Here is a 26,071-nt window from a genome sequence, read left to right as displayed (position 1 = left end):
GTGGGAACGATCATGCCCGCTCCCACATTTTGATCTGTGAACCCATTCAAGTGTGGGAGCTGGCTTGCCTGCGATAGGGCCAGTACAGGCACCGCCCATCCTTGGATGAGCCCCACTTGTCCGCGACATGATGTCCTTTCATATGCCATCTAAAACCCATTGGGTTAGAATGCCCTCCTTTTCTGCCCCCGATCCTTGAGGACCGCCATGTTCAGCCGTGATTTGACTATTGCCAAGTACGACGCCGATCTCTTTGCCGCCATGGAGCAAGAAGCCGTGCGCCAGGAAGAGCACATTGAGCTGATCGCTTCGGAAAACTACACCAGCCCTGCGGTCATGGAGGCTCAAGGTTCGGTTCTGACCAACAAGTACGCCGAAGGCTACCCAGGCAAGCGCTACTACGGCGGTTGCGAGTACGTCGACGTGGTTGAGCAACTGGCCATCGACCGTGCCAAGGAACTGTTCGGCGCCGATTACGCCAACGTCCAGCCGCACGCCGGTTCCCAAGCCAACAGCGCCGTGTACCTGGCCCTGCTGCAAGGCGGCGACACCATCCTGGGCATGAGCCTGGCCCACGGCGGTCACCTGACCCACGGCGCCAGCGTTTCCTCCTCCGGCAAGCTGTACAACGCCGTTCAATACGGTATCGATGCCAACGGCCTGATCGACTACGACGAAGTCGAGCGCCTGGCGGTTGAGCACAAGCCAAAAATGATCGTGGCCGGTTTCTCTGCCTACTCGCAGATCCTGGACTTCCCACGCTTCCGCGCTATCGCTGACAAAGTTGGCGCCTACCTGTTCGTCGACATGGCTCACGTAGCCGGTCTGGTCGCTGCTGGCGTCTACCCGAACCCGGTGCCTTACGCTGACGTGGTGACCACCACCACCCACAAGACCCTGCGCGGTCCACGTGGCGGCCTGATCCTGGCGCGTGCTAACGCCGAGATCGAGAAGAAGCTGAACTCCGCTGTGTTCCCAGGCGCCCAGGGTGGCCCGCTGGAGCACGTGATCGCCGCCAAAGCGATCTGCTTCAAAGAAGCCCTGCAGCCTGAGTTCAAGACTTACCAGCAACAAGTGGTCAAGAACGCCAAGGCCATGGCCGGTGTGTTCATCGAGCGCGGCTTTGACGTGGTGTCCGGCGGTACTGAAAACCACCTGTTCCTGCTGTCGCTGATCAAGCAGGACATTTCCGGTAAAGATGCTGACGCTGCCCTGGGCAAAGCCTTCATCACCGTGAACAAAAACTCCGTGCCGAACGACCCACGTTCGCCGTTCGTCACCTCCGGCCTGCGCTTCGGCACCCCGGCTGTGACCACTCGCGGCTTCAAGGAAGCAGAGTGCAAGGAACTGGCCGGCTGGATCTGCGACATCCTGGCAGACCTGAACAACGAAGCCGTGATCGACGCGGTGCGTGAGAAGGTCAAGGCCATCTGCAAAAAGCTGCCGGTATACGGCGCTTGATTGCAGTTGCTTGAATAAAAAGCCCGGCTTTAGCGCCGGGCTTTTTTATGCCCAAATTTCAACTTGAAATGCAATCACCTGTGGGAGCTGGCTTGCCTGCGATAGCGGCCTGTCAGCTGGCACATCATTGCCTGATCCACCGCAATCGCAGGCAAGCCAGCTCCCACAGTGGACCGTATTTCACGTCAGGGTTGGTAAACCTTGGCAAAACCGTCGCGAATTTTCTGCTCCGGCAACTCATCGGCAATAAACACAATCACGCTTTCGCGCGCCTCGCCCTCGGCCCACTCGGTGTCCCAATCGAAGCCGTAGAGTTTCAGCACACCCTGGAACACCATCCGCCGGTCTTCCCCGGCAATGTTCAGCACGCCCTTGTAGCGCAGCAGTTGCTTGCCGTGGTCTTCCAGCAGCTCGTTCATAAACTCGCTGAGGCGGTCGATATCCAGCGGCTGGTCGGTGCGCAGCACCAGGCTGGAAATGCGGTCGATGGACGGCGCGGCGCTGACCGGGCGCAGGTTCATGCCGGCATTGAGGTTGAAACCGCGCACATCGAGCAACTCCGCCAGGTCGATGGCGCCGTGGTCGACTACTCGAATCGGCGCGCGGCGGTTGATGCGGGTCAGGCGCTGGCTGAGGGCGTCGAAGGTCGCTTCGTCGACCAGGTCGCGCTTGCTCACCAGCAGGCGGTCGGCAAAGCCGATCTGCGCCTGGGCGATGGTCTGGGTCAGGTGGTGTTCGGCGTGCGCTGCGTCTACCAGCGTGATGATGCCATCGAGGATGTAGCGTTCGCGCAGCTCTTCATCAATGAAAAAGGTCTGGGCCACGGGCGCAGGATCCGCCAGGCCGGTGCACTCGATCACCAGGCGGTCGAAGGCGATTTCGCCACTGTCCAGGCGTTCAAGCAGCAGGTACAGGGCTTTGGTCAGGTCGGTGTGGATGGTGCAGCATACGCAACCGTTGGACAGGGTCATGACTTGCACGGGTTCTGCGCCCAGCAGCTGGGTGTCGATGCCGGCGTCACTGAATTCGTTTTCGATCACGGCGATTTTCAGGCCGTGCTCGGCTTTGAGCAGATGGCGCAGCAAGGTGGTTTTGCCGGCGCCGAGGAAGCCGCTGAGGATGGTGACGGGGATGGGAGAGGACAAAGACAATTCTCCTGAAAACTGAAGGAACACAAAACAAATGTGGGAGCAGACCTATGTGGGAGCTGGCTTGCCTGCGATGCAGACAACTCGGTCTTTCTAGCAGACCAAGTTGATGCTATCGCAGGCAAGCCAGCTCCCACACAAGCCCGCTCCCACATGGAATCACCGCTAGCCCAACCTATCGGGCTAGCAGCACTTGGGCCCACCCTTGCCACCATAACGGGCTTCCTGGCGTTCCCGGAAGAACGCCTTGTAGTCCATCATCGGTTTGTCCGGGTGTTTGGTTTGCATATGCTCGACGTAGGTGTCGTAGTCGGGCATGCCGACCATCAGGCGCGCGGCCTGACCGAGGTATTTACCGAGGCGACTGATGTCATTGAACATGCTTGCAATCCTCGATTACGCGTCCGGTACGGCCTGGAACGGGGCTTCTTTATCCGTACGTTCTTTGTTGCCCCAGGCGGCGACGCCGACCTTGAGCGCATAGAACAGGATGCTGAACACCACGAACAGGAACAGCGCCGTCAGCGTTGCGTTGGTGTAGGCGTTCCAGATCACGTGTTGCATCTGGTCGATGTTCTTGGCCGGCGCGAGGATCTGGCCGTTGGCCAGGGCGTCGCTGTACTTCTTGGCCAGCGACAGGAAGCCGATCGCCGGGTTGGCGTCGAACAGCTTGATGAAGCCCGCCGTGGTAGTGCAAATCAGCAGCCAGACGGCCGGCAGCATGGTCACCCAGATGTAGCGCTGGCGTTTCATTTTGATCAGCACAACGGTGGCGAGCATCAGCGCGATACCGGCCAGCATCTGGTTGGAGATGCCGAACAGCGGCCACAAGGTGTTGATACCGCCCAGTGGGTCGATCACGCCTTGGTACAGCAGATAACCCCACATCGCTACGCACCCTGCGGTCGCGATCAGGTTGGCGGTCCAGGACTCGGTACGCTTGAGCGACGGCACGAAAGAGCCGAGCAAATCCTGGAGCATGAAGCGACCGGCACGGGTGCCGGCGTCGACGGCCGTCAGGATGAACAGCGCTTCAAACAGGATCGCAAAGTGGTACCAGAAAGCCATGGTGTTTTCACCTGGCAGCACACTGTGCAGGATCTGCGCGATACCCACCGCCAGGGTCGGCGCACCGCCGGCACGCGCCAGGATGGTGGTTTCACCGATGTCATGGGCCACCGCCGTCAAGGCTTCCGGGGTAATGGCAAAGCCCCAGCTGCTGACGGTTTGCGCCACCGTCACCACGTCAGCGCCGACCACTGCAGCCGGGCTGTTCATGGCGAAGTACACGCCGGGTTCGATCACCGAAGCGGCAACCATGGCCATGATCGCCACGAACGACTCCATCAGCATCGCGCCGTAACCGATGTAGCGCGAGTTGACTTCGTTATCCAGCAGCTTGGGCGTGGTGCCCGAGGAAATCAGCGCGTGGAAACCCGAGACCGCGCCGCAGGCAATGGTGATGAACAGGAACGGGAACAGGCCGCCCTTCCATACCGGGCCGGTGCCGTCGATGAATTGGGTCAGGGCCGGCATTTTCAGCTCTGGCATGGTGACCAGGATGCCGATCGCCAGGGCGATGATGGTGCCGATTTTGAGGAAGGTGGAGAGGTAGTCACGCGGCGCAAGGATCAGCCATACCGGCAGTACTGCGGCAACGAAACCGTAGCCGATCAGCATCCAGGTGATCTGGATCCCGGTGAAGGAGAAGGCCTTGGCCCAGACCGGATCAGCAGCAATCTGCCCGCCCAGCCAGATTGAACCGAGCAGCAACAGCACGCCGATAATCGAGATTTCGCCGATGCGGCCCGGGCGGATGTAGCGCATGTACACGCCCATGAACATCGCGATCGGAATGGTCGCCATCACCGTGAAGATGCCCCATGGGCTTTCGGCCAGGGCCTTGACCACAATGAGCGCCAGCACCGCGAGGATGATGATCATGATCAGGAAGCAGCCGAACAGCGCGATGGTCCCGGGGATGCGACCCATTTCTTCGCGAACCATATCGCCCAGGGAACGGCCATTGCGACGGGTGGACAGGAACAGGACCATGAAGTCTTGCACCGCACCGGCCAGCACCACGCCGGCAATCAGCCACAGCGTGCCGGGCAGGTAGCCCATTTGCGCCGCCAGAACCGGGCCGACCAGCGGGCCTGCACCGGCAATCGCCGCAAAGTGGTGACCGAAAAGAATGTGTTTGTTGGTCGGCACATAGTCCAGACCGTCATTGTTGAGCACTGCGGGGGTGGCCCGCCGTGGATCGAGTTGCATCACGTTGTTAGCGATGAACAGACTGTAGTAACGGTACGCAACCAGGTAGATGGCCACAGCAGCGACCACAATCCACAAGGCGTTGATCGCCTCGCCGCGGCGCAAAGCCACTACGCCCAGGGCGCACGCTCCTACGATTGCCAGCACCAGCCAGGGTAGGTGGCGTAGCAGGCTATTATTATTTTTCATTTTTATATTCCAGCCAGGGTGGACAGAAAGGACAGCCAGTCCGAGTTTAGCGCTACTGGCCTTAAAGGCCACCCCCCTACATTGGTCTAGAGCCTTGCAACAGTAAAAAAAGCAGAAATAAAAGCCCGATGATGGCGCAGGGCTACAATCCTCCTATCCACAGAGGAATCGACCATGAGCGAACAGTCGTCTGATCGCCGCCGTTTTCGGCGTATCGCCTTCGATGCACGCACGACCATTGCGCAAGACGGCTGGAATTGGCCGGTGCAATTGGTGGACTTGTCGCTGAAAGGTTTGTTGGTGCAACGCCCGGATGACTGGCAGGGTAATCGTGCCGAGGCGTTCGACGTGGACATCCGCCTTGACCCCCAGGCGCATATCAAGATGCAGGTTAAGCTGGCCCATGATGAGCATGGGCAGTTGGGCTTTGTGTGCGAGCACATCGACCTGGAGTCGATCAGCCATTTGCGCCGGCTGATCGAACTGAACCTCGGCGATCAGGAAGAACTTGAGCGCGAGCTCGGCGCGCTGCTGCAGGTGTAACGCTTTACGGAAACGCCGTACGTGCCGGGAATTCGTTTTCTGCGTCCCAGTAGCCCGCCTTTTGACTCGAGGTGGCCTGCCATTGGCCGTCGACAAACCGATAGGTTTCAAACCGCGTGGCGAAATCATCATCGCCGTCACCGTCCATAAATGACGAGACTTGCAACAACTCATCTGCGCCGCCGTCGGCGGGCGTTGCGATCTGCCACGCGGCTTTGCCGGTCTGGGCCAGGGTCAATGGCTCGACCTTACCGTCGGCGCCCTTGTAACTCACGGGTTTGAGTTGCTGTTTGGCTGGCAGCAGCAGTTGCGTCGCAGGGCCGCTGTAACTGCCCATCGGCGCCGTCTGATCAATGCTCAAAAAGTACACAGGGTCCGGCAGCCCTTTGAGCGGGGCCTTCTCGACTTTGGCCAATGGGTAACCAAGCTCTTCGCTGACCAGCACCTCGCCGGACGCCGACAGCAAACGCACGCGGGCTTTGAGCAACGGGTTTTCGACCAGATCACCGGGCTCGTCAAACGAGTCCTCATCCAGGCCATTGCCCCAACTGTCTTTGTGCAATTGGGCGCTGATGCGCTGGTCTTCCAGCACTTGCAGCACGCTGCCGTCCTGGGTCGCCAACTTCTGCGCAGACCGGTAACCGGCCGGCAGCTTGGCCGACTCGGCCAAGGCGATGCCCGGCAAACCCACCAAGGCCATGAACAGGGCAACGGCTGCCCAGCGATTCGTGTTGTGCATTGCACTCATCCCTGACTGATCCATGAATTATTCGAACAGTGCATCCAACGCCTGCTCCAGGCGCGTGACGCCAATCACCTTTAACCCAGCAGGCATCTCTTTTGGCGCGTTGCCCTTGGGCACAATCGCACGCTTGAAGCCATGTTTGGCGGCTTCTTTAAGGCGCTCCTGGCCACTCGGCACCGGGCGCACTTCGCCGGACAGGCCGACTTCACCAAACACCAGCAAATCATGGGGCAGCGGCTTATTGCGCAGGCTGGACATCACCGCCGCCATCAACGCCAGGTCGGAAGCGGTTTCCAACACCTTGACCCCGCCGACCACGTTAAGGAACACGTCCTGGTCGTGGGTGGGAATGCCGCCGTGACGGTGCAACACCGCCAGCAGCATCGCCAAGCGGTTCTGATCCAGCCCGAGGGTGACCCGGCGCGGGTTGGCCAGGTGGCTGTCATCCACCAGCGCCTGGACTTCCACCAGCATCGGCCGGGTGCCTTCCCACGTGGCCATCACCACACTGCCCGGGACTTCTTCCTGGGCACGCGTAAGAAAAATCGCCGATGGGTTGGAGACTTCTTTCAGGCCTCGATCAGTCATGGCGAACACGCCCAATTCGTTGACCGCGCCGAAGCGGTTCTTCACCGCCCGCAGCAAGCGGAGCCGGCCATCGGATTCGCCTTCGAAATACAGCACGGTGTCGACCATATGCTCGAGCACTCGCGGCCCGGCCAGCGCGCCTTCTTTGGTCACGTGGCCGACCAGGAAAATCGCCGTGCCGCTCTGCTTGGCATACCGCACCAGCAGCGCCGCACTCTCGCGCACCTGGGACACGCCGCCCGGTGCCGATTGCAGCTGCTCGGTGAAAATTGTCTGGATCGAGTCGATCACCATGACCTTGGGCTTTTCGATGCGGGCCGTGGCGATGATGCTTTCGATGCAGGTTTCGGTCATCACCCGCAGTTGGTCCTGGGGCAAGCCCAGGCGCCGGGCGCGCATGGCCACTTGCTGCTGGGATTCCTCACCGGTGACGTACAGCGCCGGCATGCGGCTGGCGATGCTGCACAGGGTTTGCAGCAGGATGGTCGATTTGCCGATGCCGGGGTCACCGCCGATCAGCACCACCGAGCCGTCCACCAGGCCGCCGCCGAGTACGCGGTCCAGCTCGCCGGAGGCGGTGGAGAAGCGCGGGATTTCTTCAACGCTGACTTCGGCCAGGGTTTTGATCTGCGCCTGTTGCCCGGTCCAGCCGGCACGGCCGGTGGGGGCCGCTGCGCCGCCGCTTTCAATCATGGTTTCCGTCAGGGTGTTCCACGCGCCGCACTCGGTGCACTGGCCGGCCCACTTGGGAAAGGTCGCGCCGCACTCGGTGCAGCCGTACATGCGCTTGGCCTTTGCCATTTGAGAACCTCCAACCGAAAAACCGCGATGATAGCTCAGCGCGGTGCCGGGGTCCGAATTTCACCACTGGCCAATCGTGAAGCGCTGTTGCCGATGAGGTCTTCGGCGTTGAGGTCGGCGCCTTTGGCTTTTAATTCATCCAGCAGCTCGACGCGCTTGAACAGCCCGGCGTACATGGCCGCGGTCTGCCCGGCGCCATTACGCTGGTCGGGGTTGCAGTCGGTGGCCAGCAGGCGCTGGGCGATTTTCAGCTCACCCTTGAAGATCGCGCCCATCAGCGCGGTGTTGCCGCGTTTATCCTGCACGCAGGCGTCGGCGCCGGCGTTGAGCAAGCGCTCCACAAAAGAGCCCTGGCCGTGATAGGCGGCGAGGATCAGCGCGGTGTAGCCCTTGTCGTCCTGAGTGTTGAGGCTGTAGCCGGATTCGATGAAGGTGTTGAGCATGTCGATATCGCCACGGCGGGCGGCGTCGAAGTAGTAGTCCTGCAATTGCGCCTTGAGCGCGACCGGGTCAGGCGACTCGGCGTGGGCGACAAAAGCCAGCATCACCATTAATAAACCAATCGAAATACGCATGGGGTGTTCTCCTGCCAGGAGCCGACGCCCGTGCAAGGGCGCCGACCGGAACGGACGTCAGTCGGTCAGTTTGTCTGCCAGCGCTTTCACGCGAGTCAGGTCACCTTTGGCGACTTTGGTCACGCCGGTGCCGTATTCAGGGTCCGCCTTATAAAGGAACGACAGGATGATGTGCTTGCTCTCATCGTCAGTCGTCGCCAGCGAGCCGCCGAAGTTTTCGATCAAGTCCTGGCGCTCTTTCTTGCTGTAGGAACGATACAAATCACCGGCTTGCTTGAAGTTCTGCTCACGCTGGATCTTCGCTTGCTGGGTGCTGCCCGACAGCGCCGACTGGCTGTAGCGTGCGGTTTGCGGCTCTTCGCGTGGCAACAGGCGGCTTGGCTGGTAGTTCACACCGGTGGTGGTCTTGCCTGAGTTCATCGCGCCGTCCTGGTTACCGTTGTTGACGGTCACCCGTGGAGCGTTGATCGGCAGTTGCAGGGCATTCGGCCCCAGGCGGTACATCTGTGTGTCGGCGTAGGAGAACACTCGGCCTTGCAGCAGGCGATCTTCCGACGGCTCGATGCCCGGCACGAGGTTGGCCGGGGCCATGGCCACTTGCTCGGTTTCCTGGAAGACATTCGCCGGGTTGCGGTTCAGCACCATCTGGCCAACTTTGCGTTCCGGCACATTCGGCCAGATTTTGGTGGCGTCCAATGGGTCGAAGTCAAACTTAGCCAAGTCGTCAGGTTTAAGGACTTGCACGTACAAGTCCCACTTGGGGAAGTCGCCTTTATTGATGTGGGTGACCAAGTCGTTGGTCATATGGCTGTAGTCACGCCCTTGCACGTCGGTGACTTGTTTAGGGTCGAGGTTCTTGATGCCTTGCAGGCTCTTCCAGTGGAACTTGACGTAGTGCACTTCGCCCTTGGCGTTAATCAACTTGTAGGCATGTACGCCGTTGCCGTCCATTTCACGGTAACTGGCCGGGGTGCCGGAGTCGGAATACAGCTCGGTCAGCGTGCGGGTGGACTCGGGAACATGGGAGAAGAAATCGAAACGGCGGGAATCGTCGTCCAGGTTAGTGCGCGGGTCGGGCTTGAACGCGTGGACCATGTCCGGGAACTTGATCGCATCGCGAATAAAGAACGTCGGGAAGTTATTGCCGACCAAGTCCCAGTTACCTTCGGCGGTATAGAACTTGGTGGCAAAGCCGCGTGGGTCGCGCAGGGTTTCCGGGGAATGGTTGCCGTGGACCACGGCGGAGAAACGCACAAACACCGGCGTGGCCTCACCGGCCGCGAACACTTTGGCTTTGGTCAGGTCGCTGAGGTTGTCGGTGACGGTGAAGGTGCCGTGGGCGCCGGTGCCACGGGCGTGAACCACGCGCTCGGGGATGCGTTCACGGTCAAAACGCTGCAATTTTTGAATCAGTTGCACATCTTGCAGCAGCACCGGGCCGTTGGCACCGGCGGTTTGCGAGTTCTGGTTGTCGCCCACGGCGGCACCGTTATCGCGCGTGAGGTTGGCGGCCTGTACGGAGAGCGACAGCAGGCTGGCGCTTGCGAGCATCAGCGCATGTCGCGCGAGAACCGGGCCGCGCTTCATTGGATTGTTCATCGAGGTTTCCTCTGGTTTTTTTAGTGCACATTCAGTTGTGCTTGCCAGAGGCTAGTGACCCGCGAGTCAGAAGATAAATAGAAAAACCCCACCGGGCCGATTAGGAAAATATGGTGGTAAGCCACTGAAATAACGAGTATTCCGCGCGCGATTGGTGGCACTTTGCAAACTATTTGCGATTTAATGTGTCGATAAAAATTGACAGTGTTAACGGTTGTGTCGCGCAAGCCTTCAGCGACTGACTTACACTGACTTCCACCCTTCTCATCTGTAACAAGGAATAACCTATGGGCGTGATCAGTGAGTTCAAGGCCTTCGCGGTCAAAGGCAATGTGGTCGACATGGCCGTCGGTATCATCATCGGCGCCGCTTTCGGCAAAATTGTTTCCTCGTTTGTGGGCGACGTGGTGATGCCGCCTATCGGTCTGCTGATCGGTGGCGTGGATTTCGGGGACTTGGCGATAACGCTCAAAGCCGCGCAGGGTAACGTGCCCGCCGTGGTGCTGGCGTACGGCAAGTTCATCCAGAGCGTGATCGACTTTGTGATCGTGGCCTTTGCAATCTTTATGGGCGTGAAGGCGATCAACCGCCTGAAGCGCGAAGAGGCTGTGGCCCCCAGCTTGCCGCCAACGCCAAGCAAGGAAGAAGTGTTACTGGGTGAGATCCGCGATCTGCTCAAGGCACAGAACGACAAGCCGCTTTAATCAACTCGGGCTTGGCAAAAAAAGGCGCCTGTTGCAGGCGCCTTTTTTTTACCCCGGCGGTTTACCAGTAGTTTTCCACTGCCACCTGGCCGGGACGGCGGCTCAGGCTCAGTTGCATGTCGCGTTGCTTGAGCAGTTGGCGGGTGTCATCGACCATCTGTGGGTTGCCGCAAATCAGTACGCGGGAGTGTTCCGGGGTCAGTTCAACGCCGGCAGCACGCTCCAACTCGCCATTCTCGATGAGGGTGGTAATGCGCCCATTCAGCGCCCCCGGATGCTGCTCACGGGTCACGATAGGAATGTAGACGAGCTTGTGAGCGTGCTCGGTCAGGTACTCACGCTCGCCCAGCTCCTTGATCAACGCCTGATACGCCAGCTCCTGGGCCTCCCGAGCGCTGTACACCAGCACAATGCGCTCGAATTTTTCCCACACCTCAAAGTCCTGCAGGATCGACAGGAATGGCGCCACGCCAGTCCCGGTACCCAGCAACCACAAATCACGCCCGTCGACAAAGCGGTTGAGTGTCAGGAAGCCCGTGGCTTGACGCTCCACCAGCAGCGTATCGCCCACCTGCAGGCGACTCAGTTCACTGGTGAATTCGCCGCCCGGTACAACGATGGAAAAGAAGTCGAGGTGCTCGTCAAACGGCGAAGACACGATGGAATAGGCACGCCATACGGTGCTGCCATCCGCCTTGGCGACGCCCAAACGCACGAACTGGCCTGCCGTAAACCGAAAACCCGGGTCGCGCGTGGTGCGCAAGGTAAACAGGCTGGGGGTCAGCGATTGCACGTCGAGCAAGGTCTGGCGGGTAAATTTCTCAGCACTGGCCGTCATGAGGGGCTCCGTTTAACAGGTGCCCTAGTGTCCCTCAAAGTCGCGCAGGGAAACACCGCTGGTTTGTACTGGCATTACGATTGTTCGACAGTCTTACAGGCAGGCATGAGGTTAGGCTGCTCAGCTACTTGTAACAAGTAAATACAAAGCAGCTGTCTAGTTCGAACTAATCATTTAGCTATTTCCCTGCTTTCTTAAGGTCATTAGATGACGCCTTGAATTTAATTGCCATCAATTTAACATCGCCGGCAAGTTGTTAAAAACAATGAATTTTTCCGGGCAGCAAGTCGCCCTGTACAAAAATAAACATCCTGTACACATTAGAGAAAATGAAATGCGGATAACAGGCAAATTTTTTTCACACAAAATACGTAGGACATGTCCTACACTAATTTTCGTGCCGCATTGGGGGCCAGGACGTACCCAAGTCACACTAACACCCATGGAGAGTTACCAATGGTTAACTGGCGCAATACAAGACTCCCCAAACTGGAGGGTGAGGACAAGATCACCACTGTTTATGAGATGGTCATCAATCACACCTACCAGCTAGGGTTTGAATACTGTTCCTTCACAATGAGCTCACAACAATCCAACCATCAGACGAAGCCGATCAATTTAAATAACTACCCGCATGAATGGAACACACTTTATAACCAGGCGCACTTTTTTGATGTAGACCCTGTCGTTGCTCACTGCAAACGTAGCGTGCTGCCGATTGTGTGGGAGCAGAAGACCTTCAACGCCTCACCGGATTTATGGGCGTTGGCCCAATCGTTTGGCGTGCACTTGGGCTGGACCCAGGCAGTGCATGACTTCCAAGGCGTGTTCAGCATGCTGAGCCTGGGTCGAAGTACCGGCAAAGTCACCCCCGAAGAACTTTACGAGAAAGCCGGCCAGGTACTGTGGCTCTGCCATGCGATGCACGCAGTGGTAGCCCATAAATATGCCGAAAAACCGGGCATCACGCCCCCTTGCAAGCTGACGCCACGGGAAACGGATATCCTCAGATGGTCAGCCATGGGCAAGACTGCATCAGACATCGCCACGATCCTGTGCCTGTCAGAGCGTACCGTGGGCTTTCATATCAGCAGTTGCCTCAGGAAGCTGGGCGTCAATAACAAGATCGCTGCCGTGCTCTGTGCCTCGAAAGCCGGGTTGTTTTAGCTGCTTTAGAAACACAGCATGTAATCCCATCGAAAAAAAAGTAACATTTACGGCCAATTCTGAGTGTTGACGCAGTTCCCGTTGCGGAAGTCGCCTCGCAGTTCACTCAGATGGTTGCGCCGGCTGCCCACAGCCGCCGAACACCCATCGATGACCCAGAGCCTCCCCCGCCATGCCCCTGCTTGACAGCCCCTTCGCCCAGCTCGACCTGATTCGCCAGCCTGAGCAACACAATGATCCGCTGCAGGCCTTCGACGCCGCCGACGAGTACCTGCTCAGCTATCTGGCCGAACAGCAGCCCGGCGCTGCAACCCGTGTGCTGGTGCTCAATGACAGTTTCGGCGCCTTGGCGGCCAGCCTGGAAGGCCAGGTGCAGCTCACGTCCAGCGGCGATTCGTTTCTCGCAGCCCTTGGCCTTGAGAAAAACCTGGTGCGCAACGGCAAGGCATTTGACGCGGTGACGTTTGTGCCTGCCAGCCAGGTGCCAGTGGGGCCGTTCGACCGCGTGCTGATCCGCGTGCCCAAAACCCTGGCGCTGCTCGAAGAGCAATTGATCCGTCTGCAAGGGCAATTGGCACCGGGCGCCGAAGTGGTCGCCTCGGCAATGATCAAGCACTTGCCACGGGCCGCAGGCGAGTTGCTGGAGCGGTACATCGGGCCGATGCACGCGTCTCTCGCAGTAAAAAAAGCACGGCTGCTGATCGCGACCGCAGAGGCTCGCCCTAACGCCGTGTCGCCCTACCCCACCCGTTACAGCCTGGACACACCGAGCATCGAACTGCTCAACCACGCCAATGTATTCTGCCGCGAAGGCCTGGACATCGGCACCCGCGCCTTCCTCCCACACCTGCCAAAAAATCTGGGCAGCGCCCGCGTGGCGGACCTGGGCTGTGGCAACGGCGTATTGGCGATCGCCAGCGCGCTGCAAAACCCCGACGCGCAGTACACCTTGGTGGATGAGTCCTACATGGCCGTGCAGTCTGCGCTCGAGAACTGGCAAGCGGCTCTGGGTGCACGCGATGTGACGGTGCGCGCCGACGATGGCCTGGCCGGCCAGGAGCCAGACTCCCTGGACGTGGTGCTATGCAATCCACCCTTCCACCAACAGCAGGTAGTGGGCGATTTCCTCGCTTGGCGCATGTTCCAGCAAGCGCGATCATCACTGGTGGTTGGCGGCGCCCTTTATATAGTTGGCAACCGTCACTTGGGTTATCACACCAAACTGGCGCGGTTATTCCGTGGCGTCGAGCAAGTCGCTACCACACCGAAATTCGTGATCCTCAAAGCGCGCAAATAAAAAAACCCTGCCACTCTTGCGAGTGACAGGGCTGAAAGCCGGGCCGCGAGGCCCGGATTGGGATGTCAGTGGGTCGTCAGGCCGGCCGCGTTCATGAACATACGCATCAGGCTGGCGACGACGAACAGCGCCAGCACACTGCCAGTCCAGATCATCGCCAACCACCCCAGGCGCCGCCACAGCGGCTGTTTCTCGGCCTGTTCGATCTCTTGCAACGACGGTTTGCCGGACATGAATCAACCCTCCTAGTGGTAGCCGTCTTCGTGGGTGACCTTGCCGCGGAACACGTAGTAGCTCCAGAAGGTGTAGCCCAGGATGAACGGGATGATGAACAGCGTGCCCACCAGCATGAAGCCCTGGCTCTGCGGCGGCGCAGCGGCATCCCAGATCGAGACTGACGGCGGAATGATGTTCGGCCACAGGCTGATGCCCAAGCCGCTGTAGCCGAGGAAGATCAGCACCAGCGTCAGCAAAAACGGCGTGTAGTGCGCATTACGCGCCACGGCGCGGATCAGACCGTACATGGTCACCAGCACCAGGATCGGCACCGGCAGGAACCAGAACAGGTTCGGCAGGGTGAACCAGCGCGAAGCGATTTCCGGGTGCGCCAGTGGCGTCCACAGGCTGACGATGCCGATCACCGCCAACACCACGAAAGCCAATGGCCGCGCCAGGTTGTGCATCTGCTCCTGCAACTTGCCTTCGGTCTTCATGATCAGCCAGGTGCAGCCGAGCAAGGCATAGGCGATGACCAAGGCAACGCCGCAGAACATCGTGAACGGCGTGAGCCAGTCCAGCGAACCACCGGCAAACTGACGGTCGACCACCGGGATGCCGTCGATAAACGCCCCCAGCGCCACGCCCTGGAAGAACGTCGCCGCAACCGAGCCGCCGATAAATGCCTTGTCCCACAGGTGACGCTTGTCGTCCTTGGCCTTGAAGCGGAACTCGAAGGCCACGCCCCGGAAGATCAGCCCGATCAGCATCAGGATCAACGGCAGGTACAACGCCGACAACACCACCGAATAGGCCAGCGGGAACGCGCCGAACAGCGCCGCGCCGCCAAGTACCAGCCAGGTTTCGTTACCGTCCCAGACCGGGGCGACAGTGTTCATCATCACGTCACGGTCGACTTTTCCCGGAATGAACGGGAAGAGGATGCCGATACCCAGGTCAAAGCCGTCCATGACCACGTACATCATGATGCCGAAGATGATGATCACGGCCCAGATCAGCGGAAGATCAATACCCATCTCAATTCCCCTTGTGCTGGATGTGGGCGTGGTCGTGGTCGTCATCGCTGCCATCATCGGCGGCAGACAACGGACGCGCCGGTGTGCGTTTCTGGCCAGGGCCACCGTGGGTCGGTTCGCTGCCTTCGTGGGTCTGCGGCCCTTTGCGCACCAGGCGCATCATGTAGCCCAACCCTGCGCCGAACAGCGCGAAGTACACCACCACAAACAGCACCAGCGTAATCGTCATCTGCGCCAGGCTATGCCCGGAGGATGCATCTGCCGTGCGCATCAGCCCATAGACCACCCATGGCTGGCGGCCGATTTCGGTGGTGAACCAACCGGCGAGAATCGCGATCAGACCGGACGGGCCCATCCACAGCGCCAGGTACAGGAACGGCTTGGATGTGTACATCTTGCCGCCCCGGCGCAGCCAGAGGCTGAACAGGCCGGTGAAGATCATCAGGAAGCCCAGGCCGACCATGACCCGGAACGACCAGAACACGATGGTCGAATTGGGGCGGTCTTCCGGTGGAAACTCCTTGAGCGCCGGCACTTGTTTATCCAGCGAGTGCGTCAGGATCAGGCTGCCGAGGTACGGAATCTCGACCGCGTATTTGGTTTTCTCGGCCTTCATATCGGGCCAGCCGAACAGGATCAGCGGCGTCGGCTCGTTGCCGATATTTTCCCAGTGGCCTTCAATCGCGGCGATTTTCGCCGGTTGATGCTTGAGGGTGTTGAGGCCGTGGAAGTCACCGATCACCGCCTGGATAGGCGCCACGATCAGGGCCATCCACATCGCCATCGACAGCATGGTGCGGATCGCCGGGTTGTCCTTGCCGCGCAGCAAATGCCAGGCCGCCGAAGAGCCGACGAAGAACGCGGTGGCCACAAAGGCCGCCGTGGCCATGTGCATCAGGCGGTAGGGGAACGACGGGTTGAAGATCACCGCCAGCCAGTCGGTCGGAATCACACGGCCATCGATGATTTCAAAGCCTTGCGGCGTCTGCATCCAGCTGTTGGACGCGAGAATCCAGAAGGTCGAGATCAACGTACCCACGGCCACCATCACCGTGGCAAAGAAGTGCAATTTGCGCCCGACCTTGTTCCAGCCGAACAGCATCACCCCCAGGAACCCGGCCTCAAGGAAGAAGGCCGTCAGCACTTCATAGGTCAGCAATGGCCCGGTCACCGCGCCGGCGAAGTCCGAGAAACGGCTCCAGTTGGTGCCGAACTGGTAGGCCATGACCAACCCCGAGACCACACCCATGCCGAAGTTGACGGCAAAGATCTTCGACCAGAAATGGTAGAGGTCACGGTAGGTGTCGTTATGGGTCTTGAGCCACAAGCCTTCCAGCACCGCAAGGTAACTGGCCAGGCCGATGGTGATCGCCGGGAACAGGATGTGGAATGAGATGGTGAACGCGAATTGAATTCGGGCGAGATCTAGCGCCTCCAAACCGAACATAAGTCTTCCTCTGTCAGGTAATACCGGCTGCTGGCTGGGAGCCTGCACCCACTGCCCCCACGGATATGGAGTAAGGCGAATTTCAATTCGTTTCTTTTTTTAACCAACCACGCAGGGAGTCTGGCCTTTCGGCCGCCAGAACAATCCCGGGGCAGGGTTTGATCTGGATCAAGCATTGATCAAAGAGTAGTCCCATTTTGGCTGTAGGACTGTGTGGTCTTTTGCCGCGTGACAGGCTGCCTCAGTCGACTTCTCGCAACTATTTGTTACAGCTTGGTGCTAATCTCGACATTCCCTCCGTTCCTGACCTGAATTCCCGATGCCTACCCGTGAACCTGCGTTGCTATTGCGTCACCATCGCCCTTTCATCGCGTTCTGGCTGGCACGCATCTTCACTGCCAGCGGCTTCCAGATGCTCACCGTGGCCATCGGCTGGAACCTCTACCAACTGACCGGTAACGTGCTGGACCTGGGTTTGGTCGGCCTGGTGGAATTCGTACCGCGTGTACTGTTCATGCTGCACACCGGGCATGTGGCCGACCGCTATGACCGGCGCAAGGTCGCTGCGATCTGCCAGACCGTGCAGGCGCTGATCGCGTTATCCCTGGCCATCGGCGGCCTGACCGGCAACGTGACCCGCGAGATGATCTTCATCCTCGCCTTCCTGCTCGGCGCTGCGCGCTCGTTCGAGATGCCGACCACCCAGGCGCTGCTGCCGAGCATCGTGCCCAGCGCGCTGTTCCCGCGCGCCGTGGCGTCGTCGCAATCGGCACAGCAACTGGCGACCATCGTCGCGCCGGCCCTCGGCGGTTTGCTGTATGCGTTTGGCAGCGTGTGGGTGTATGGCCCAACCGTGGCGTTGTACCTGATCGCCTGCGTATTGACCCTCAACCTGCCCGCCCGCCAGACCCCATTGAATAAAGCCAAGGCCACCATGGACTCGTTGCTGGCCGGGATTCGCTTTATCCGCAGCCGCCCGGACATCCTCGGCGCCATCTCACTCGACCTGTTCGCCGTGCTGCTGGGCGGCGCGACCGCATTGCTGCCGGTGTTTGCCAAAGACATCCTGCTGACCGGCGCCTGGGGCCTGGGCCTGCTGCGCTCGGCACCCGCGGTGGGCGCCTTGTTGATGTCGCTGTGGCTGGCGCGATTCTCGGTGGACCGGCAAGTCGGGCGGGTGATGTTTACGGCTGTCGGGGTATTTGGCGTGGCGACTATCGCCTTTGGCCTGTCGACCTCGTTCTGGTTTTCGCTGGCGGTGCTGGTGGTGCTCGGCGCGGCGGACATGATCAGCATGGTGATTCGCGCCTCGTTCGTGCAGTTGGAGACGCCGGATGAAATGCGCGGCCGCGTGAGTGCGGTCAACGGCCTGTTTATCGGCGCTTCCAATCAACTCGGTGAATTTGAATCGGGCATCACCGCCCACTGGTTCGGTACTGTGCCTGCCGTTGTGATGGGCGGGATTGGCACGCTGGTGGTGACGGGGGTGTGGATAAAATTGTTCCCGACCCTGGCCAACCGCGACCGTATGCATGTGCCGGTCGAAGAGACCAAAGTCTGATCCTCAACACAATTCCTTGTGGGAGCTGGCTTGCCTGCGATAGCGGTGGGTCAGCACCTGATTAGTGGCTGGTACACCGTTATCGCAGGCAAGCCAGCTCCCTGGGGTCTCCACTGGGTTTAAGAGGTGTGTTAAAGCACCTTATCCAGGGTGATCGGAAAGTCCCGCACGCGCTTGCCGGTGGCGTGATAAATCGCATTCGCCACCGCCGCCGCGACCCCGACGATACCAATCTCACCGACACCCTTGGACCCGAGGGCGTTGACGACTTCGTCGTGTTCTTCGACAAAAATCACGTCAATTTCGCCAATATCGGCGTTCACCGGGATGTGGTATTCGGCCAGGCTGTGGTTCATGTGGCGCCCCAATTGATGATCCGTCTGGGTTTCTTCGTGCAGCGCCATACCAATCCCCCACACTACGCCGCCGAGGATCTGGCTGCGGGCCATCTTCGGATTAACCACGCGCCCGGCAGCAATCGCACTGACCACCCGGCTGACCTTGATGGTGCCCAGGTCTTCATCGACCCGAACCTCGACAAACACCGCCGAATGGGTGGCCGTTGCGTAGCCTTCACGTTTTTTGTCCGGCTCGCTGTCGACCTGTACTTCCAAAGCCTCTTCGCCGCTATCCTTGATCAGTTGGGCCAACGACACACTCACATCCCCCGTGTGCAACTGGCCGTCTTCAAAGCGCACAGACTCTGCGTCCTTGAACACCGGGTAAGTCTGCCGGGCAATCTTCAGCAATTTGGCATTCAGCGCTTCGCACGCCTGCTGCACGGCCGTGCCGACGGACGACACAGTGAACGAGCCGCCCTGCAAAGGCGCGGTGGGCAAGGACGAGTCGCCCAGCAAAAACTGGATATCGCCCATTGGCACGCCGCTGGCCTGGGCGGCAATCTGGGTCATGACCGTGTAGGTGCCAGTGCCGATATCGGTAGTGGCGCTGCTCACCGTCAGTTTGCCCTCGGTGTCGATGCGCGCCTTGGCGCTGGCCTTCATTTGCATGGCTTCCCACACGCCGCCGGCCATGCCCCAGCCGATCAACTGGTTGCCATCACGCATACTGCGCGGCTCCGGGTTGCGCTGGCTCCAGCCGAAGCGTTCAGCGCCTTCGCTGTAGCATTCGCGCAGGGCTTTGCTCGACCAGGGTTTGTCTTCGGCCTGGTTGCGCTCGGCGTAGTTGATCAGGCGCAGTTGCACCGGGTCCATGCCCAGCGCACACGCCAGTTCATCCATGGCGCATTCCAGGCCGATCACGCCCAACGCGGCGCCGGGCGCGCGCATGTCCATTGGCGTGTACACATCCAGCGGCACCAGTTTGTAGGTCAATTGCACGTTGTCACACTGGTAGAGCATGCCGCTCCATTCCACCACGTGTTCGCTGAAATCTTCGAAGCGCGACGTCTGGCCAATCGCGGTATGCCCCAGCGCGAGCAGGCGGCCGTTGGCGGCGGCGCCCATCTGCAAACGCTGCAAGGTGCGCGGGCGGTAGCCGAAGGTGAACATTTGTTGGCGGGTCAGGGTGACGCGCACCGATCGCTTGAGTGCCAGCGCCCCCATCACGGCCAACGGCAGTTGATATTGCGGGCGCAGGCCCGAGCCAAAGGCGCCGCCGACGAACGCGGCAAAAATCCGCACCTGGCTTTTGTCCAAGCCGAAGACTTTTTGCACGTAGGCCTGGCAGTTCTGCGTGCCTTGGGTCTTGTCGTGGATATGCAGGGTGCCGTCCGCTTGGTACAGCACGGTGCTGGCGTGGGGCTCCATCGGGTTGTGGTGTTCGATCGGCGTGCTGTAGTGCATGTCGAGGCTGACGGCGGCCGCGGCCCATTCGGCCTGGAAGTTGCCGCGTGGCGCAGGTGGCGTTTGCGGCGAAGGGTACGCCTGCTCCTGCAGGGCCACCAGGTCGGTTTCGAAGGCTTCGCTGGCGTACTCGATCTCGACCAGCGAACCGGCATGCCGCGCCAGTTCCAGGTTATCCGCAATCACCAGCGCCAAGGGTTGGCCGCTGTACAGCACACGGTCGTTATACAGCGGGCGAAATGGCGAGCCATCCGCCGCATCGGCGTCGGCGAAAGCCTCATCGTAACTGGCGATATTGGGCCGGTTGAGGTGATCAAGCACCATGACCACGCCCGGCAGCGCCAAGGCTTTGGACGCATCGATCCTGACGACCCGGCCTTTAGCGATGGTGCTGGAGACCACACTGCCATGCAGCAAGCCTTTTTCGGGATACTCACCGGCATAGCGTGCCTGGCCAGTCACTTTGAGCAGACCGTCGACGCGGTCCAAGGGTTTGCCGACAGCGGTCATGGGCGTTCTCCTGCGACAGCGGCATCGCTCAGGGCGCGAATAATTGCGCGGCGCGCCAGCTTGATCTTGAAGCCGTTGTGTTCCAAGGGCTCGGCGTCTTGCAGCAAGGCGTCGGCGGCGGCGCTGAAGGTTTCACGGCTGACGGACTGGCCGATCAGCGCGGCTTCTACCGCGCGGTCACGCCACGGTTTGTGCGCCACGCCACCGAGGGCCAGGCGTGCATCGACGATACGGTCGCCGTCCAGTTCAAGGGCGGCGGCGACGGAAACCAAGGCGAAGGCATAGGAGGCCCGGTCGCGAATTTTCAGGTAATGGCTGTGATTGGCCAGATGGTCGGCAGGCAACTCGATGGCAGTAATCAACTCATCGTCGGCCAGCAGGTTGTCGCGCTGCGGCGTATCGCCGGGCAGTCGATGGAAGTCGGCAAACTCGATAATCCGCGCGCCACCACGGCCTTCTACGTGTACCCGCGCTTCCAGCGCCGCCAAGGCCACACACATGTCCGAGGGATGCGTGGCCACGCAGTGCTCGCTGGCGCCGAGGATCGCGTGGATGCGGTTCAAACCGGTGCGCGCCGGGCAACCGCTTCCAGGCTCACGCTTGTTGCACGGCACATTGGCGTCATAGAAGTAGTAACAACGGGTGCGCTGCAACAGGTTGCCACCGGTGCTGGCCATATTGCGCAATTGCGGCGAGGCGCCGGCCAGGATGGCCTGGGACAGCAACGGGTAACGCTGCTCGATCAACGGGTGCCAGGCCAGGTCGGCGTTGCTCACCAGCGCGCCGATGCGCAAGCCACCGTCGGCGGTTTCTTCAACCTCATGCAACGGCAGGCCGGTGATATCGATCAAGTGTTCGGGGCGGCTGATGTTTTCTTTCATCAGGTCCAGCAGGTTGGTGCCACCGGCGATAAAGCGCGACGCGGCGCTGCTCAGGTGCACGGCCTCATGCACATCGGCGGGCTTGCTGTACTGGAAGGGGTTCATTGCTCACCTCCCTGGGCGCGACAGGCCGGCAAGGCGTCTTCGATGGCATCACGGATGTTGTTGTAGGCGCCGCAGCGGCACAGGTTGCCGCTCATCAGTTCCTGGATCTGCGCGGTGTCGTGGGCACGGCCTTCATTGGCCAGGCCGACGGCGGAGCAGATTTGGCCGGGGGTGCAGTAGCCGCACTGGAAGGCGTCATGCTTGATAAAGGCCTGCTGCATCGGGTGCAACACGTCGCCCTGGGCCAAGCCTTCGATGGTGGTCAGCTCGGCGCCATCGCACATCACCGCCAGGGTCAGGCAGGCGTTCACGCGTTTGCCATCGCGCAATACGGTGCAGGCGCCGCATTGGCCGTGGTCGCAGCCCTTTTTGCTGCCGACCAGGTCGAGTTGCTCACGCAACAGGTCGAGCAAGGTGGTCCAGGGCAACACGTCCAGTTGGCGACTCTGACCGTTCAGAGTCAGGCGTATCGGGTGGCTGACGAACGGCTTGGCCGCCGCGCCATTGGGGGTTGCGCTCATAAACACCTCACGGGTTGTTATCCATCCGCGGCGTTCAGGAAAGTCGCCGTCTCAGGGGTACGACTTCCCGGGGTTTTGAGCGTTCAAGGCAATTGATAGGTGGCGATCAGCGAATGCTGAGGGTGGTGACCAATTGATTGCGCGGCGGGTTGATCGAGGTGTTGCTGTACTGAAAGGTGCCGCCAGCTTGGATATTCAACTGGAACGTATAGATGTAGCCCATCAACGTGCCCGCGCCGCTGCACGCCTGGCTGACCGAGCCCACCTGGCAGATGGCGGTGCTGGTGCCGGACACTGGCGCGCCATCGAAGAACGCCTGGGAGCTATTGCCCAGCCCGACTTCCATCACGTACACCAGCGTTTGCCCACGATGTGTGCACATTTGGGTGCTGACCGCACGTTCAGGGATGGTTTCGGTGCAACTGGCCGACTGCACCTTGAACACCCGCACCTCGCTCAACGCCGGTGCAGACGCGCCCCACGCCGGTGCTGCACCGAGCCACAGGCCGAGAATGGCGAACAGAGCTAGACTGCTGGCGTTGGCTTTTTTCATGCTGTTAACGACCCTGGACTAAACGTCGGCGCAGTATGCCTCAAGGCCATGAACCCACAAAACCAAGCCTATACGCCATTGGCCTTCGGCTGCTGGTATGATGCGCCGCTTTTTCCGATCCTCTCTGAAACCACAGGCGCTTGGCGCAGTTTGTGCTTTGACTTAGAGGTCAACAAATAACGACGCAAAATAGCGTCACAGGGAGCCGGCATGCTGGAAAAGCTGTTTCAACTCAAGGCACACAACACCAATGTGCGCACCGAGATTCTCGCGGGGATCACGACCTTTCTGGCCATGGCCTACATTCTGTTCGTGAACCCGAGCATCCTCGGCGAGACCGGCATGGACAAGGGCGCGGTATTTGTCGCGACTTGCCTGGCCGCCGCCATCGGTTCGACCGTGATGGGCCTGATCGCCAACTACCCGATCGCACTGGCGCCGGGTATGGGCCTCAACGCCTTCTTTACCTACACCGTGGTCCTGCACATGGGCCACACCTGGCAAGTAGCGCTGGGTGCGGTGTTCATTTCGGCGGTGCTGTTCTTCCTGCTGTCGATCTTTCGCATCCGTGAATGGATCATCAACAGCATCCCACTGCCCCTGCGTTCGGCGATTGCGGCGGGTATCGGCCTGTTCCTGGCACTGATCGCCCTGCATAACGCCGGCATCGTGGTCGGCAACCCGAATACCCTGGTGGGCCTGGGCGACCTGAAACAACCTGCGCCAATCCTGGCCACCTTTGGTTTTATCCTCATCGTGGCCCTGGAAGCACTGGCCGTGCGCGGTGCGGTGCTGATCGGCATCCTGGCGGTGACCATTGTTTCGATCCTGTTGAATGTCACCCCGTTCGGCGGCGTGATCTCGGTGCCGCCATCCCTGGCCCCGACCTTCCTGCAACTGGATATCAAAGGCGCGCTGGATATTGGCCTGGTCAGCGTGATCTTCGCGTTCCTGTTCGTTGACCTGTTCGACAACTCCGGCACCCTGATCGGCGTCGCCAAGCGCGCCGGCCTGATGGGCAAGGACGGCCACATGCCGAAAATGGGCCGTGCCCTGATCGCCGACAGCACCGCGGCCATGGCCGGTTCGCTCCTGGGTACGTCGACCACCACCAGCTACATCGAGTCCGCTGCGGGCGTGAGTGCTGGTGGCCGTACCGGTTTGACCGCCATCGTGGTCGCTATCCTGTTCCTGCTGGCGCTGTTCTTCTCGCCGCTGGCTGCCAGTGTGCCTGCCTTCGCCACCGCACCGGCGCTGCTGTTCGTGGCCGTGCTGATGACCTCCGGCCTGGCCGAAATCGACTGGGACGACATTACTGTTGCAGCGCCGGTGGTGATCACCGCCCTGGCAATGCCCTTCACTTACTCCATCGCCAACGGCATCGCCTTCGGTTTCATCGCCTGGACCGCCATCAAGCTGCTTTCGGGCCGCTACCGTGAGCTGAACCCGGCACTGGTGATTCTGTCGATTCTGTTTGTGATCAAGCTGGGCTGGTTCAACGCATGACTTTTGACGCCGCAAGCTACACCGCTCAACTGCAAGACAAGGTCACGCGCCTGCGTGACCTGCTGGCACCGTTCGACGCCCCCGAGCCGCAGGTCTTCGATTCGCCGCTGCAGAACTTCCGCCTGCGCGCGGAGTTCCGCCTGTGGCGCGAAGGCGGCGAGCGCCACTATGCGATGTTTTCCCAGGACGACAAGCGCACGCCGATCCTGATCGAAGAATTCCCCATCGCCAGCCAGCGCATCAACCAGTTGATGCCGCAACTCAAGGCCGCCTGGCAAGCCAGCGCGGCGCTGAGCCACAAGCTGTTCCAGGTGGAGTTCCTCACCACCTTGGCCGGCGACGCGATGATCACCCTGTGTTATCACCGCCCGCTGGACGAGCACTGGCACACGGCCGCGAACAAGCTCGCGGCCGACTTGAATGTCAGCATCATCGGCCGCTCCAAGGGCAAGCGCGATGTGATCGGCCACGATTATGTGGTGGAAAAACTCGAGGCCGGCGGGCGCACGTTCAGCTATCGCCAACCCGAAGGCGCGTTCACCCAGCCCAACGGCACGGTGAACCAGAAGATGCTCAATTGGGCTTACGCAGCCTTGGGCGATCGCCCGGATGATTTGCTGGAGCTGTACTGCGGCAACGGTAACTTCACCCTGCCGTTGGCGACCCGCGTACGCAAAGTACTGGCCACCGAGATCAGCAAGACCTCAGTGAATGCGGCCCTGAGCAACCTCGATGAAAACGCTGTGGATAACGTTACCTTGGTGCGCCTGTCTGCCGAAGAACTCACCGAGGCGCTCAACGAAGTGCGCCCATTCCGCCGCCTGCACGGCATCGACCTGAAAAGCTACGAATTCGGCAGCGTGTTCGTCGACCCGCCGCGCGCCGGCATGGACCCGGACACCTGCGAGCTGACTCGTCGCTTCGATAACATCCTGTACATCTCCTGCAACCCGGAGACGCTGGCGGCGAACATTGCGCAACTGCATGACACGCACCGGATTACCCAGTGTGCGATGTTTGACCAGTTCCCGTGGACGCACCATATGGAGTCCGGGGTGTTACTGACCCGGCGGTAATTCAGCGCCCTCCTCTTCTTTCTTGCGTGGACGACCGCCCTTCTTGCCATTGGCTCGGGCGGCTGCCGACTTGGCGGCGCTGCTTTTGCGACCGTTACGTGACGCTACCAGGCTCGTGGCCAGGTCCATCAAGGGCTGGCTGGTGGCGATGAGGCCGGTGATCGACACGTCCAGATCCTGCGCCTCACAGCACAATGCCTTGCCGCCAAAGCCGACCTCAAGTTGCTGAAAGTCCTCCTGGGAAAACCCTTCGAACTCCGGTAGCCCCGCCACCGGCAACATGACGCGGCTGCCGTCGCTGAAGCCGATGGAAATGCACTCGCTTTCATAGCGCACATTGCTGGCGTTGGCGTACAGACGTTTGAGCTTGCGCCCACGGGCGATTGCCTTGTCGACATCGGCGTCAGTGAGCGGCTTATAGAGCACGATTTTGGCTTTTACGATTTTTTTCATAAATCAATCTCCACAAAACCCGGTGCTCTGACCAGATTCAAAATTGTCTTCTGCCCCACGACATCGTGCCGGGCACGTGCAATCACATAAACACCGCGCTGAATGATCAGCCCTGGCAATACCTCATCGGCTTCCCAATCCCAGGAATGATTCTCCAGGCAAACCGTTTGCAGTTTCTCCCACCAGATCCTGCGTGCCCGCGCCAGGTAGTGCGGCTGCATGATCGCCTCGCGTATTTCCTTCAGGATCGCTATGGGTGGTCGCCTTCGTTCAGGTTCCACATCCCACAACTCCACTTCCCCATCCAAAAAACTGAAACGAAACCGTGCATCCCACGCCTTGCCCCTGACATGCACGTGAGGCGGGCAATGCTCATCCCTGACGAACACCGAAATTACATATCCTTTGTAAGCACCTACTCTCATCGTAACCCATCCGTTAGGTTATTCTCCGTCGAGTTACACTTTTCCT

The 26,071-nt window shown here is 60.2% G+C and carries 25 protein-coding genes; 8 read left to right on the top strand and 17 right to left on the bottom strand.

What is annotated here, in order from left to right; translation table 11 throughout:
* The first annotated feature begins 207 nt into the window (after positions 1-207).
* A complete protein-coding gene (gene glyA / locus L8I05_RS23170; protein ID WP_065895218.1) occupies positions 208-1,461 on the top strand; it encodes a serine hydroxymethyltransferase in 1,254 nt (417 codons plus the stop codon).
* Between the two features lie 185 nt (positions 1,462-1,646).
* Here glyA and yjiA read toward each other — a convergent pair whose 3' ends face one another.
* The 3 genes from yjiA to L8I05_RS23155 all read right to left on the bottom strand — a co-directional run bounded on the left by yjiA (position 1,647) and on the right by L8I05_RS23155 (position 5,072).
* The gene (gene yjiA / locus L8I05_RS23165; RefSeq protein WP_177018016.1) at positions 1,647-2,606 is read right to left on the bottom strand and encodes a GTPase; all 960 of its coding nucleotides are present in this window, start codon (positions 2,604-2,606) and stop codon (positions 1,647-1,649) included.
* Between the two features lie 186 nt (positions 2,607-2,792).
* A complete protein-coding gene (locus tag L8I05_RS23160; protein WP_003176208.1) occupies positions 2,793-2,990 on the bottom strand; it encodes a YbdD/YjiX family protein in 198 nt (65 codons plus the stop codon).
* Positions 2,991-3,005: 15 nt separating this feature from the next.
* Positions 3,006-5,072: a carbon starvation CstA family protein gene (locus tag L8I05_RS23155; RefSeq protein ID WP_159960020.1), complete on the bottom strand. Its 2,067-nt coding sequence runs from the start codon at positions 5,070-5,072 to the stop codon at positions 3,006-3,008.
* A 174-nt stretch (positions 5,073-5,246) separates the two neighbouring features.
* Between L8I05_RS23155 and L8I05_RS23150 the strand changes: the two genes are divergently transcribed.
* The gene (locus L8I05_RS23150; protein WP_242171685.1) at positions 5,247-5,615 is read left to right on the top strand and encodes a PilZ domain-containing protein; all 369 of its coding nucleotides are present in this window, start codon (positions 5,247-5,249) and stop codon (positions 5,613-5,615) included.
* 4 nt (positions 5,616-5,619) lie between these two features.
* Here the strand turns inward: L8I05_RS23150 and L8I05_RS23145 are convergent, their stop codons facing one another.
* The 4 genes from L8I05_RS23145 to L8I05_RS23130 are packed head-to-tail and all read right to left on the bottom strand — an operon-like array spanning position 5,620 to position 9,923.
* Positions 5,620-6,354, bottom strand: coding sequence for a hypothetical protein (locus tag L8I05_RS23145; RefSeq protein ID WP_242171683.1), 735 nt, complete (start codon positions 6,352-6,354; stop codon positions 5,620-5,622).
* A gap of 27 nt (positions 6,355-6,381) precedes the next feature.
* Complete coding sequence (gene radA / locus L8I05_RS23140; RefSeq protein WP_017139308.1) at positions 6,382-7,749, bottom strand: DNA repair protein RadA; 1,368 nt, start codon at positions 7,747-7,749, stop codon at positions 6,382-6,384.
* Between the two features lie 35 nt (positions 7,750-7,784).
* Positions 7,785-8,324 (bottom strand): ankyrin repeat domain-containing protein, encoded by a 540-nt coding sequence (locus tag L8I05_RS23135; RefSeq protein ID WP_242171680.1) that lies wholly within the window; start codon positions 8,322-8,324, stop codon positions 7,785-7,787.
* 57 nt (positions 8,325-8,381) lie between these two features.
* Positions 8,382-9,923 carry a catalase gene (locus L8I05_RS23130; protein WP_242171678.1) on the bottom strand — a complete coding sequence of 514 codons (1,542 nt, stop codon included), beginning with the start codon at positions 9,921-9,923 and terminating at the stop codon, positions 8,382-8,384.
* Positions 9,924-10,210: 287 nt separating this feature from the next.
* Between L8I05_RS23130 and mscL the strand changes: the two genes are divergently transcribed.
* A complete protein-coding gene (gene mscL, locus L8I05_RS23125; RefSeq protein WP_159960030.1) occupies positions 10,211-10,627 on the top strand; it encodes a large-conductance mechanosensitive channel protein MscL in 417 nt (138 codons plus the stop codon).
* A 61-nt stretch (positions 10,628-10,688) separates the two neighbouring features.
* Here mscL and L8I05_RS23120 read toward each other — a convergent pair whose 3' ends face one another.
* The gene (locus tag L8I05_RS23120; protein ID WP_242171676.1) at positions 10,689-11,465 is read right to left on the bottom strand and encodes a ferredoxin--NADP reductase; all 777 of its coding nucleotides are present in this window, start codon (positions 11,463-11,465) and stop codon (positions 10,689-10,691) included.
* Between the two features lie 456 nt (positions 11,466-11,921).
* Here L8I05_RS23120 and L8I05_RS23115 point away from each other — a divergent pair, with 456 nt between their 5' ends.
* Together L8I05_RS23115 and L8I05_RS23110 are read left to right on the top strand one after the other, a co-directional pair.
* Entirely contained in the window at positions 11,922-12,632 is a 711-nt protein-coding gene (locus L8I05_RS23115) for a LuxR family transcriptional regulator (protein ID WP_242171673.1), read from the top strand.
* 172 nt (positions 12,633-12,804) lie between these two features.
* The gene (locus L8I05_RS23110; protein ID WP_197626706.1) at positions 12,805-13,929 is read left to right on the top strand and encodes a class I SAM-dependent methyltransferase; all 1,125 of its coding nucleotides are present in this window, start codon (positions 12,805-12,807) and stop codon (positions 13,927-13,929) included.
* Positions 13,930-13,994: 65 nt separating this feature from the next.
* Here the strand turns inward: L8I05_RS23110 and L8I05_RS23105 are convergent, their stop codons facing one another.
* The 3 genes from L8I05_RS23105 to L8I05_RS23095 are packed head-to-tail and all read right to left on the bottom strand — an operon-like array spanning position 13,995 to position 16,629.
* A complete protein-coding gene (locus L8I05_RS23105) occupies positions 13,995-14,162 on the bottom strand; it encodes a DUF2474 domain-containing protein (protein ID WP_081321503.1) in 168 nt (55 codons plus the stop codon).
* A 12-nt stretch (positions 14,163-14,174) separates the two neighbouring features.
* Positions 14,175-15,182 carry a cytochrome d ubiquinol oxidase subunit II gene (gene cydB, locus L8I05_RS23100; protein ID WP_242171671.1) on the bottom strand — a complete coding sequence of 336 codons (1,008 nt, stop codon included), beginning with the start codon at positions 15,180-15,182 and terminating at the stop codon, positions 14,175-14,177.
* A gap of 1 nt (position 15,183) precedes the next feature.
* Complete coding sequence (locus L8I05_RS23095; RefSeq protein WP_242171669.1) at positions 15,184-16,629, bottom strand: cytochrome ubiquinol oxidase subunit I; 1,446 nt, start codon at positions 16,627-16,629, stop codon at positions 15,184-15,186.
* Positions 16,630-16,948: 319 nt separating this feature from the next.
* Here L8I05_RS23095 and L8I05_RS23090 point away from each other — a divergent pair, with 319 nt between their 5' ends.
* On the top strand, positions 16,949-18,190 hold the full coding sequence (locus L8I05_RS23090; protein WP_159960042.1) for an MFS transporter: 1,242 nt from the start codon (positions 16,949-16,951) through the stop codon (positions 18,188-18,190).
* 131 nt (positions 18,191-18,321) lie between these two features.
* Here the strand turns inward: L8I05_RS23090 and L8I05_RS23085 are convergent, their stop codons facing one another.
* From L8I05_RS23085 to L8I05_RS23070, 4 genes are all read right to left on the bottom strand, one after another.
* Positions 18,322-20,505, bottom strand: a complete 2,184-nt coding sequence (locus L8I05_RS23085; protein WP_242171668.1) for a xanthine dehydrogenase family protein molybdopterin-binding subunit — start codon at positions 20,503-20,505, stop codon at positions 18,322-18,324.
* Entirely contained in the window at positions 20,502-21,491 is a 990-nt protein-coding gene (locus L8I05_RS23080) for a xanthine dehydrogenase family protein subunit M (protein WP_242171666.1), read from the bottom strand. The genes L8I05_RS23085 and L8I05_RS23080 overlap by 4 nt, the downstream gene beginning before the upstream one ends.
* Positions 21,488-22,012, bottom strand: a complete 525-nt coding sequence (locus L8I05_RS23075) for a (2Fe-2S)-binding protein (RefSeq protein WP_159960048.1) — start codon at positions 22,010-22,012, stop codon at positions 21,488-21,490. The genes L8I05_RS23080 and L8I05_RS23075 overlap by 4 nt, the downstream gene beginning before the upstream one ends.
* A 106-nt stretch (positions 22,013-22,118) precedes the next feature.
* A complete protein-coding gene (locus L8I05_RS23070; RefSeq protein ID WP_177018024.1) occupies positions 22,119-22,565 on the bottom strand; it encodes a DUF4879 domain-containing protein in 447 nt (148 codons plus the stop codon).
* A 210-nt stretch (positions 22,566-22,775) separates the two neighbouring features.
* Here L8I05_RS23070 and L8I05_RS23065 point away from each other — a divergent pair, with 210 nt between their 5' ends.
* Positions 22,776-24,071 (top strand): NCS2 family permease, encoded by a 1,296-nt coding sequence (locus L8I05_RS23065; RefSeq protein WP_159960052.1) that lies wholly within the window; start codon positions 22,776-22,778, stop codon positions 24,069-24,071.
* Complete coding sequence (trmA, locus tag L8I05_RS23060; RefSeq protein ID WP_242171665.1) at positions 24,068-25,147, top strand: tRNA (uridine(54)-C5)-methyltransferase TrmA; 1,080 nt, start codon at positions 24,068-24,070, stop codon at positions 25,145-25,147. The genes L8I05_RS23065 and trmA overlap by 4 nt, the downstream gene beginning before the upstream one ends.
* Here the strand turns inward: trmA and L8I05_RS23055 are convergent.
* Together L8I05_RS23055 and L8I05_RS23050 are read right to left on the bottom strand one after the other, a co-directional pair.
* Positions 25,130-25,600 carry a DUF2442 domain-containing protein gene (locus tag L8I05_RS23055; RefSeq protein WP_242171664.1) on the bottom strand — a complete coding sequence of 157 codons (471 nt, stop codon included), beginning with the start codon at positions 25,598-25,600 and terminating at the stop codon, positions 25,130-25,132. The two genes, trmA and L8I05_RS23055, sit on opposite strands and share 18 nt — an antisense overlap.
* Entirely contained in the window at positions 25,597-26,025 is a 429-nt protein-coding gene (locus tag L8I05_RS23050) for a DUF4160 domain-containing protein (RefSeq protein WP_242171663.1), read from the bottom strand. Before L8I05_RS23050 ends, L8I05_RS23055 begins: the two co-directional genes overlap by 4 nt.
* Between the last annotated feature and the right edge of the window lie 46 nt (positions 26,026-26,071).

The organism is Pseudomonas sp. MONT-RG-20F-20-E-7-02 (genome assembly GCF_022662395.1).
Taxonomy (GTDB): Bacteria; Pseudomonadota; Gammaproteobacteria; order Pseudomonadales; family Pseudomonadaceae; genus Aquipseudomonas.
Note: the sequence above shows the minus strand (reverse complement) of the source record. Positions and strands in the feature narration are given on the sequence as shown.